7 protein-coding genes are annotated in these 7,814 nt (G+C 64.4%); 6 read left to right on the forward strand and 1 reads right to left on the reverse strand.

Going from position 1 to position 7,814, the window contains the following annotated elements; all coding sequences use genetic code 11:
• The first annotated feature begins 467 nt into the window (after positions 1-467).
• From AC30NL_RS07090 to AC30NL_RS07115, 6 genes are all read left to right on the forward strand, one after another.
• A complete protein-coding gene (locus AC30NL_RS07090; RefSeq protein ID WP_489463307.1) occupies positions 468-1,712 on the forward strand; it encodes an ABC transporter substrate-binding protein in 1,245 nt (414 codons plus the stop codon).
• A 55-nt stretch (positions 1,713-1,767) separates the two neighbouring features.
• Complete coding sequence (locus tag AC30NL_RS07095; RefSeq protein ID WP_489463308.1) at positions 1,768-2,799, forward strand: carbohydrate ABC transporter permease; 1,032 nt, start codon at positions 1,768-1,770, stop codon at positions 2,797-2,799.
• A 6-nt stretch (positions 2,800-2,805) separates the two neighbouring features.
• Positions 2,806-3,717: a carbohydrate ABC transporter permease gene (locus tag AC30NL_RS07100; protein ID WP_489463309.1), complete on the forward strand. Its 912-nt coding sequence runs from the start codon at positions 2,806-2,808 to the stop codon at positions 3,715-3,717.
• A gap of 175 nt (positions 3,718-3,892) precedes the next feature.
• Positions 3,893-4,981, forward strand: coding sequence for an ABC transporter ATP-binding protein (locus tag AC30NL_RS07105; RefSeq protein ID WP_489463310.1), 1,089 nt, complete (start codon positions 3,893-3,895; stop codon positions 4,979-4,981).
• Between the two features lie 29 nt (positions 4,982-5,010).
• A complete protein-coding gene (locus AC30NL_RS07110) occupies positions 5,011-5,970 on the forward strand; it encodes an AraC family transcriptional regulator (protein ID WP_489463311.1) in 960 nt (319 codons plus the stop codon).
• Positions 5,967-7,436 carry a glycoside hydrolase family 16 protein gene (locus tag AC30NL_RS07115; RefSeq protein ID WP_489463312.1) on the forward strand — a complete coding sequence of 490 codons (1,470 nt, stop codon included), beginning with the start codon at positions 5,967-5,969 and terminating at the stop codon, positions 7,434-7,436. The genes AC30NL_RS07110 and AC30NL_RS07115 overlap by 4 nt, the downstream gene beginning before the upstream one ends.
• Positions 7,437-7,594: 158 nt before the next feature.
• On the opposite strand, the gene AC30NL_RS07120 is transcribed toward AC30NL_RS07115, so the two are convergent.
• A partial coding sequence (locus AC30NL_RS07120) for a hypothetical protein (protein WP_489463313.1) occupies positions 7,595-7,814 on the reverse strand: 220 nt, incomplete at its 5' end.

Below are 7,814 nucleotides of genomic sequence, written 5' to 3' on the forward strand. Positions count from 1 at the left end.
ACGCCAAAAGCCCCCTGCTCGTCGTTGCAAATGCTCGCCATAGCCAAGCTATGGCTGCGCTTTGCGCCTAGATCAGGCGCCTTTTGACGTGCTGCTCGGGCACGCTCGAAATACTCTCAGCCTCTCGCTCGGTGAGGCGGCTCCGGGGTAATCCGGCATGTAAGGCAGGTCAAAGCGCGAGGCGTGCGCACGCGGTCGTCCATCTGATTTGAATCACGCTCCGAGCGAGCACGTCGCTTTGCCAGTTCCGCGGCCGGTGCAACTCCAATCGGCGGAGCAATTACAGGCGTGAGTCCATCATGACAGCGCTTGCATGACATATTTCACAAAATCGCAAAATCGGCTAGCCCGCTCAGGGTTCCCCCTGGGCTGGTGATCTCCGACTGCTCCATACACTTTCATGCAAGCGCTTGCATGAAATCGTCAGGAACGGCAGGTGCGTCGCTCGACCACCATGAGGAGATACAGTGAAACTCGCAATCAGGCTCAGTCTCGCCACGCTGCTGGCATCGGCCACGGGCCTCGCCGCCGCCCAGACGGTGCTGACCGTCGCATCCTTCAAGGACCTCGACCGCTCCGTCACCGCCGCCATCCCGTTGTACAAGAAGCTGCATCCCGACGTCGAGATCAAGCTCGTCGCGCTCGGCTATGGCGACCATCACAACGCCATGATCACGGCGCTGGCCACCGGCGCGAACCTGCCCGATGTGATGGGCATCGAGATCGGCTTCGTTGCCAAGTTCGCCGAAGGCGGCGGTGTGGAAGACCTGTCCAAGCCGCCCTATAACGCGCTGCAGTACAAAGACAAGTTCTTCAAGTTCTCCGTGGCGCAGGCCACGAGCCGCGGCGGCATCTTCGCCGCCATGCCCGCCGACATTGGCCCAGGTGCCTTGTTCTACCGCAAGGACCTGATGGACAAGGCCGGCATCACCGAGGCGCAACTCACCAAGTCCTGGCCGTCGTTCATCGACGCCGGCAAGACTCTGAAGGCCAAAACCGGCTCCTACCTGATCCCACATGCCGCAGCGATCAAGGACATCATCATCCGCTCCGGCCTGAAGGACGGTGAAGGCATCTACTTCGACAGCAAGGGCAAGATCCTCGTCGAGTCGCCGCGCTTCGTGAACGCCTTCGAAACCGCCAAGCTCGCGCGCGCCGCCGGCATCGACGCGAAGATCGGCGCCTGGAGCAACGAGTGGAGCGAAGGGTTCAAGCGCGGCACCATCGCCTCAGAAATGATGGGCTCCTGGCTCGCGGGCCACCTGAAGAACTGGATCGCGCCGGACACCAAGGGCAACTGGCGCTCGGCCGGAATCCCCGGCGGCGTGAACGCCTCCTACGGAGGTAGCTTCTACGCCATCCCGAAGGGCTCAAAGAATAAGGCACTCGCCTGGGATTTCGTGCAGTTTATGAGCACGAACAGAGAAGTGCAGATCGCCGCCTTCCGTGAGCTCGACGCCTTTCCGGCCCTCGTCGATGCCACCACCGACGCATTCGTCGACCAGCCGATGGAATTCCTCGGCGGTCAGAAAGCCCGCCAGGATTGGAAGGCGACCGCGGCGAAGATTCCCGCGACCGATGTGGACAAGCTCGACCCGGTGGCTGCCGAAGTTGTGGCTGCCGAGTTCGACAAGGTGCTGGAGCAGGGCAAGGACGTGAAGACCGCGCTGGCCGACGCGAAGAAGGCGATCGAACGCCGCGTTCGCCGCTGAGATCCCTCGCTGACACAACGTCCCCGCAGTTCTCACGCCATTCCTATTCACGCCCATGTCAGCAGTCCTCGCCCCGAACGGAAAACCGGCGAAGGAGAGGAAGCGGCGCCGACTCAAACCGTGGCAGCTTATGCCCTACGTGTTCGTCGCGCCGTTCTTCATCCTCTTTCTGACCTTCGGCCTCTTTCCGCTGCTGTTCTCCGCGTATGCATCGTTCTTCCGCTGGGAGCTGACTGCCGGCCTGGGCAACATGAAGTGGGAAGGGCTGGGCAACTACGCCTTCGTCCTGCAAGTCAATGACCTGCCCTGGTCACGCTTCTTCTCGGGCGAGTTCTGGTCGGAGCTGTACGCGCGCGACTTCTGGCGCGCGATGTACAACACCTTCTGGCTGGGCATCGTCTCGGGCCTGCCGCAACACCTGATCGCCGTGCCGCTCGCGTTCTTCATCCACACGAAGTTCCGCCGCGCGCGCAACCCGGTGATCGCGATGTACTTTCTGCCGTACATCACCAACACCGTGGCCATCACGCTGGTGTTCTCTTCGCTGTTCTCGCGCGACTTCGGCGTCATCAACCAAGTTCTGACTGGTCTAGGCCATCTGGAATTGTTCGGCATCCATCCGCTCGCCTGGCTCTTCCCCGCGCAAAACGTCGACTGGGGGCGGCCGGAGTACACCAGGCCCATCGTGTCCTTCATCGTCTGGTGGCGCTTCGTCGGCTGGAACACCGTGTTGTACCTGTCAGCGCTGCAGACCATCCCGAAGGACTTGTACGAAGCCGCGACCATCGACGGTGCAGGCCTGCTGCAGCAGTTCCGCTACATCACAGTGCCCCTGCTGCGTCCGATGATGCTTCTCGCCGTCACGCTGACCATCATTGGCAACCTTCAGCTCTTCGAGGAGCCCTTCATCCTCACCGGCGGCAGTGGCGGCGTGGGGCAGGTGGCCGAGACGGTGGCGATGCAGATGTACAAGGTCGGTCTCAACGACGGCGACTTCGGCACCGCGTCGGCGGTGGCCTGGCTGATGTTCATGGTGATCGCCGCGCTCACGTGGCTCAACAACCGCACCCTCGGCCGCAAGGATTGACACGCCATGTCCGCAACGCAACTCATCGCGCAGGCCGTGACTACGCCGGCCGCGCGCACGAACCAGAAGAGTCGCCAGGCGAAACTGCTGCGCGCGCTCAAGCCCTCCGAATGGCTGCCCTATGCCATCGTGATGCTGGGTGCGCTCATCATGCTGGCGCCGTTCTATTTCATGTTCGTCTTCGCGACGCACACCAACACCGAAATCCTCTCTGTGCCGCCGCCGTTGTGGTTCGGCTCCGCGCTCGTTGACAACTTCCGCGAGCTCGTAGCGCTGCGCCCCCACTTCTGGCACAGCGTGGGCCTGTCGCTGTGGATTGCCGCAGCGGCGACCGCACTCAACCTGTTCCTCTGCTCGCTCGGCGGCTACGCCTTCGCGATGTACGAATTCCGCGGACGCGACAAGCTCTTCGCGGGACTCATGGCCACCATGCTGCTGCCCGCCTTCGTCGGCATGATCCCCTTCGTGCTGCTGATGAAGGAGATCGACTGGCTCAACAGCACCCGGGCACTCATCGTGCCCGGCGCCTGTTCGGCCTTCGGTGTTTTCCTCATGCGCCAGTACATCAGCTCGGCCGTGCCGCGCGAACTCGTGGAGGCGGCGCGCATGGATGGTTGCGGCGAGTTCGGCATCTACTGGCGCATCGTCGTGCCGCTCATCGGCCCCGCCATGGGCACGCTGGGCCTCGTCTCTTTCATCGGGTCTTACAACAACTTCGTTGGCGCCTTGCTCGTCATGAGCCAGCAGGAAATGTTCACCGCGCCGCTCGTGCTGCGCTCGTTGCAAGGCACCGGTCAGACGCAGTGGGGCGCCATCAGCGCCGGCTCGGCCATCACCGTGCTGCCGCTGGTCGTGATCTTCATTCTCTATTCACGCCGCCTCATTGAAGGTTTGTCCGCCGGCGCGGTCAAGGGCTGAGAGGCTGAGAGTATTTCGATCATGCCCGCTCATCACGCCAAAAGACCCCTGCTCGTCGTTGCAAATGCTCGCCATAGCCCGGCTATGGCTGCGCTTTGCGCCTAGATCAGGCGCCTTTTGACGCGCTGCTCGGACACGCTCGAAAAACTCTCAGCCTCTGATTCAGGAAGCACAAATGACACACCTCACTCTCAAGGGCGTCGAAAAGCAATACGGCACCGGCCCCCGCGTGCTGCACGGCATCGACCTGCATGTCGAATCCGGTGAGTTCATGGTCTTCGTCGGCCCCTCGGGCTGCGGCAAGACCACGCTGCTGCGCTCCATCGCCGGTCTCGAAGACATCACCGCCGGGCAGATCTTCATCGGCGACGAAGAATCGCAGAACCTGCCGCCGGTGAACCGCGGCGTCGCGATGGTGTTCCAGAGCTACGCGCTGTATCCGCACATGACGGTGGCCGAGAACATCGGCTTCGCACTCAAGTTCACGAAGCTCAGCAAGGCGGAGGTGCACAAGGCGGTGATGCGTGCCGCCGAGGTGCTGCAGATCGTGCCTCTGCTCGACCGCAAGCCGAAGGCGCTATCCGGTGGGCAGCGCCAGCGTGTCGCCATCGGCCGTGCCATCGTGCGCCATCCGAAAGTCTTTCTTTTCGACGAACCGTTGTCTAACCTCGACGCGGCGCTGCGCGTGCAGATGCGCATGGAACTGTCCAAGCTGCACCGCGATCTCGGCACGACCATGATCTACGTGACGCATGACCAGGTCGAGGCGATGACGCTGGGCACACGCATCGCTGTCTTCAACGCAGGCCGCATCGAGCAAGTCGGCAGCCCGATGGAGCTTTACCGCAACCCGAAAACACGCTTCGTCGCTGGCTTCCTCGGCTCGCCGAAGATGTGCTTCCTGCCAGGCATGGCGCATGACGAGGGCTCGGGGCTTCGCCTGTCGATGGGCGATGCCGGCAGCGTCTTCCTGCCCGACCAGAGCCTGCCGGGCGGTGCGCGTGAAGTGACACTGGGCGTGCGCCCCGAGCACTTCGGCTTCGCGCCGCCGGGCAGCGGCTTCAAGGCCACCGTCGACCAGGTCGAACACCTGGGCGACTGCGACATCGCCTACGCGTATGTCGCCGGCCACCCCGAGCCCGCGGCCGTCAAGCTCGCGAGTGGTGCCCACATGCTGAGCGCCGGCGAGGTGGTGTGGCTCAGGCCTGAGTCCGGCCACTGCCATTTGTTCGATAGCGAGGGGCGTGTGGTCAACGCGCGCTGAGCCCCCGGCTCCAACCGACGAGGTGTCCAATGAAGACGAACGTTCTGGTCTCCGCTACCGCCGTACAGCCCCGCTTCGAGCCTGCCTTGCAGCCCGTTGGCGTCGGGACGCTGACCGGACCGGTTCGCCCACGTGAACAGCCTTCCCTGCGAAGTCACCACTTGCAACGCATGGAGCGGGTGCTCGACCACATCGAGACATACCTGGCGGAGGATCTAAGCCTGGATCGGTTGGCCGACCGCGCAGCTTTCTCGCCGTTTCATTTCCACCGGCTCTTCCTCGCCTGGACCGGCGAAACGCTAAAGGAATTCGTTCGCCGCCGACGGCTCGAATCGGCCGCCGGCCGCCTGCGCCACTGCCCGAACGAAAAGGTCACCTCGATCTCGCTGAATTGCGGCTTCGCGTCGCCCGAAGCGTTCGCGCGAGCCTTCCGCGAGCACTTCGGCATGACGCCTTCGCAGTGGCGCTCAGGCGGATGGATTGCGTGGCGCACGCCGGCCAACGACAGCTGGCCGGCCACCAGCTTTCGCGTCGAGGTGAAACACATCGAGGCGAAGGATTTCCTCTACATGCGCGAGCGCGGCGACTACGGACATAGCGCCCAGACCCTGCTGTCGCGCTTTGTTCCCTGGGTCGACAGCATGCGGCTGTTGGGCCAGCCCATTCTCGCGATCGGCCTGGACGACCCGACGATCACCTTGCCGTCGCATTGCCGCATGGACCTCTGCGTCGAGCTGCCTGCCGACTGGGAGGACCCGGGTTTGCGTGCCATGGGCAAGCGCCTTCCGGCGCAATGGGCGGCCTGCCTGCAGTACGAAGGCCCGCCGGCCGAGATCGGCCGCGGCTGGGACGCGCTACTCACCGAATGGCTCCCCACTTCCTCCTTCGAGATGGCGGCAGGTCACTTCTTCCAGCGCTATGAATCCGGTTCGCACCTCGGTTCGCCGATCGTGCGCTGCGAGTTGTGCATGCCGGTCAATGCGACGTGAAGCGTGCACCGTGGATCCTGGCGGCGCTCGCCGCCGCGTGGCTGTCGGCGGCTGTCTTTGCTGCTGACGCGCAGTCGGTGCTGTGGGCCGATTTCAAGAGCAATTCGCGGAGCCGCTCGCCAGCACCAGTGAACCTGCTCGCGATGTCGGAGAAGCCGGGCGACGTGGCGGGCGACCCGCTCGCTTTCATCGACGGCGGCGTGCGCGTTTCGGGCCGCCTGAGCCGCGCGCGCGGCAGCAACTGGAGCACGCTGGGCGTGGAGGTGGGCGCGAGTCGCGAAGGTCCAGCGGTCGATCTCTCGGCCTTCCAGAGTCTGCGCATCCGCTTGTCCTCGCCCATCGAGCGAGTGCTGCGCATCCGGCTAAAGGGTCCAGATGTGAAGCTGCAGAACAGCGGCTGCTACCCGGTGCTGCTGCAAAGGGTGCGTGGCGAGGTCGAGGTCGACATTCCGCTTGCGGCGTTCGAGCCGGAGCCATACTGCTCCGGCAATGGTGCAAGCATTTCGCAGACCCTGCCGGCCGTGTCGAGCGTGGAGGTGACGGCCAATGACCCATCGCAGGAGCCGGTGCGCTTCGACGTGGGACGCATCGAGTTTGTGAAGGCGGCGAGTGCGATCGGGGCAGCGCCACCTCGGCAGCCCGCCGTGGCGCCGCCGCGGGAGATTCGCGACAGCAAGTGGAAGCTTGCGTGGGCCGATGAGTTCAATGCCGCAGCGAATGCGGTGGCTGACGAAAAGCGTTGGCGTGTTCATCGGGAGTCGGGCGCAGCAGGCCCTCAACACGACGGCCGCGGCCACCTGCTCGTGCCGCCCTCGAGCAGCCTTCGCGTGCGGCCGGCGAGCGCCATGGCCTATGGCCGCATCGAGTTGCGTATGAAGCTTCCGGTCGGTGCCGCGCGCGTGTCGCTGCAAGGCTCGCCACTCACCTCGCTCGACTGGCTGGAGTCCGGCGAGATCACGCTCCTCGAAAAGCACGGCGCGGACCTCAACCTCGGTCTCTACGCGCCCGGCATCGACGATGACCCCGCCTTTCATGCGGCGTTCGGGTTGACGCCGTCGGCCGACGGCTTTCACCGCATCTCGCTCGAATGGGACCCAGTGGGGATTCGCTGGGCCTTCGACGACGTCGCGGTGAAATCGGTAATCCGCGCAGACCTGCCCGCTACTGCACGCGATGTCTTCGAACAATGGCCTTTCGTGCTGAGCATGCAGGCCGGCGCGGGGTCGGAGCCCATGCTCGTCGACCATGTGCGCATCTACCAAAACGACGAACTCGCGGCCCTGTCGCGCGAGCGGCTCGCGACCTGGAAGTTGGCGATGAGCAAGTACGACAGTGGGAACGTCGCGGTGCAGGCGCCGCGTCCCATCGTGAGGCCAGCACCACCGCGCAAGGCCAGCGAACCGGCCGTGCACGCGCGCGTCGTTACCTGCGAGCGCAACAAGCTTGGCTTGATGATGTGCTATTGATCACCGACCGCAAGAACGGCACGGTCAAACGCAAAGACGCAACTGCGCCAACGACAACGAGAGAACACCATCCACATATCACTTCATAGGAGACCCCGTGGACCAGTTCTCTCGACGTTCGTGCGCCGCCTTGATGGCGCTTTTCAGCGCGGTGGCGCTTACGGCTTGCGGCGGCGGAGGCGACGACAGCACCGCCTCGCCGTCTGCCCCGGCCCCTGCTCCAGCGGCGTCTGCCCCGGCCCCTGTTCCAGCCCCTGCTCCAGCGGCGTCTGCCCCAGCCCCTGCTCCAGCCCCTGCTCCAGCGGCGTCTGCCCCGGCCCCTGCTCCAGCCCCTGCTCCAGCGGCGTCTGCCCCGGCCCCTGTTCCAGCCCCTGCTCC

This window comes from Rhizobacter sp. (assembly GCA_021153565.1).
GTDB lineage: Bacteria > Pseudomonadota > Gammaproteobacteria > Burkholderiales > Burkholderiaceae_C > Albitalea.

Excerpts from the sequence above, each read along its gene's own strand:
- AC30NL_RS07095 (WP_489463308.1), top strand. The coding sequence starts at position 1,768 with ATGTCAGCAGTCCTCGCCCCGAACGGAAAACCGGCGAAGGAGAGGAAG.
- AC30NL_RS07100 (WP_489463309.1), top strand. The coding sequence starts at position 2,806 with ATGTCCGCAACGCAACTCATCGCGCAGGCCGTGACTACGCCGGCCGCG.
- AC30NL_RS07105 (WP_489463310.1), top strand. The coding sequence starts at position 3,893 with ATGACACACCTCACTCTCAAGGGCGTCGAAAAGCAATACGGCACCGGC.
- AC30NL_RS07110 (WP_489463311.1), top strand. The coding sequence starts at position 5,011 with ATGAAGACGAACGTTCTGGTCTCCGCTACCGCCGTACAGCCCCGCTTC.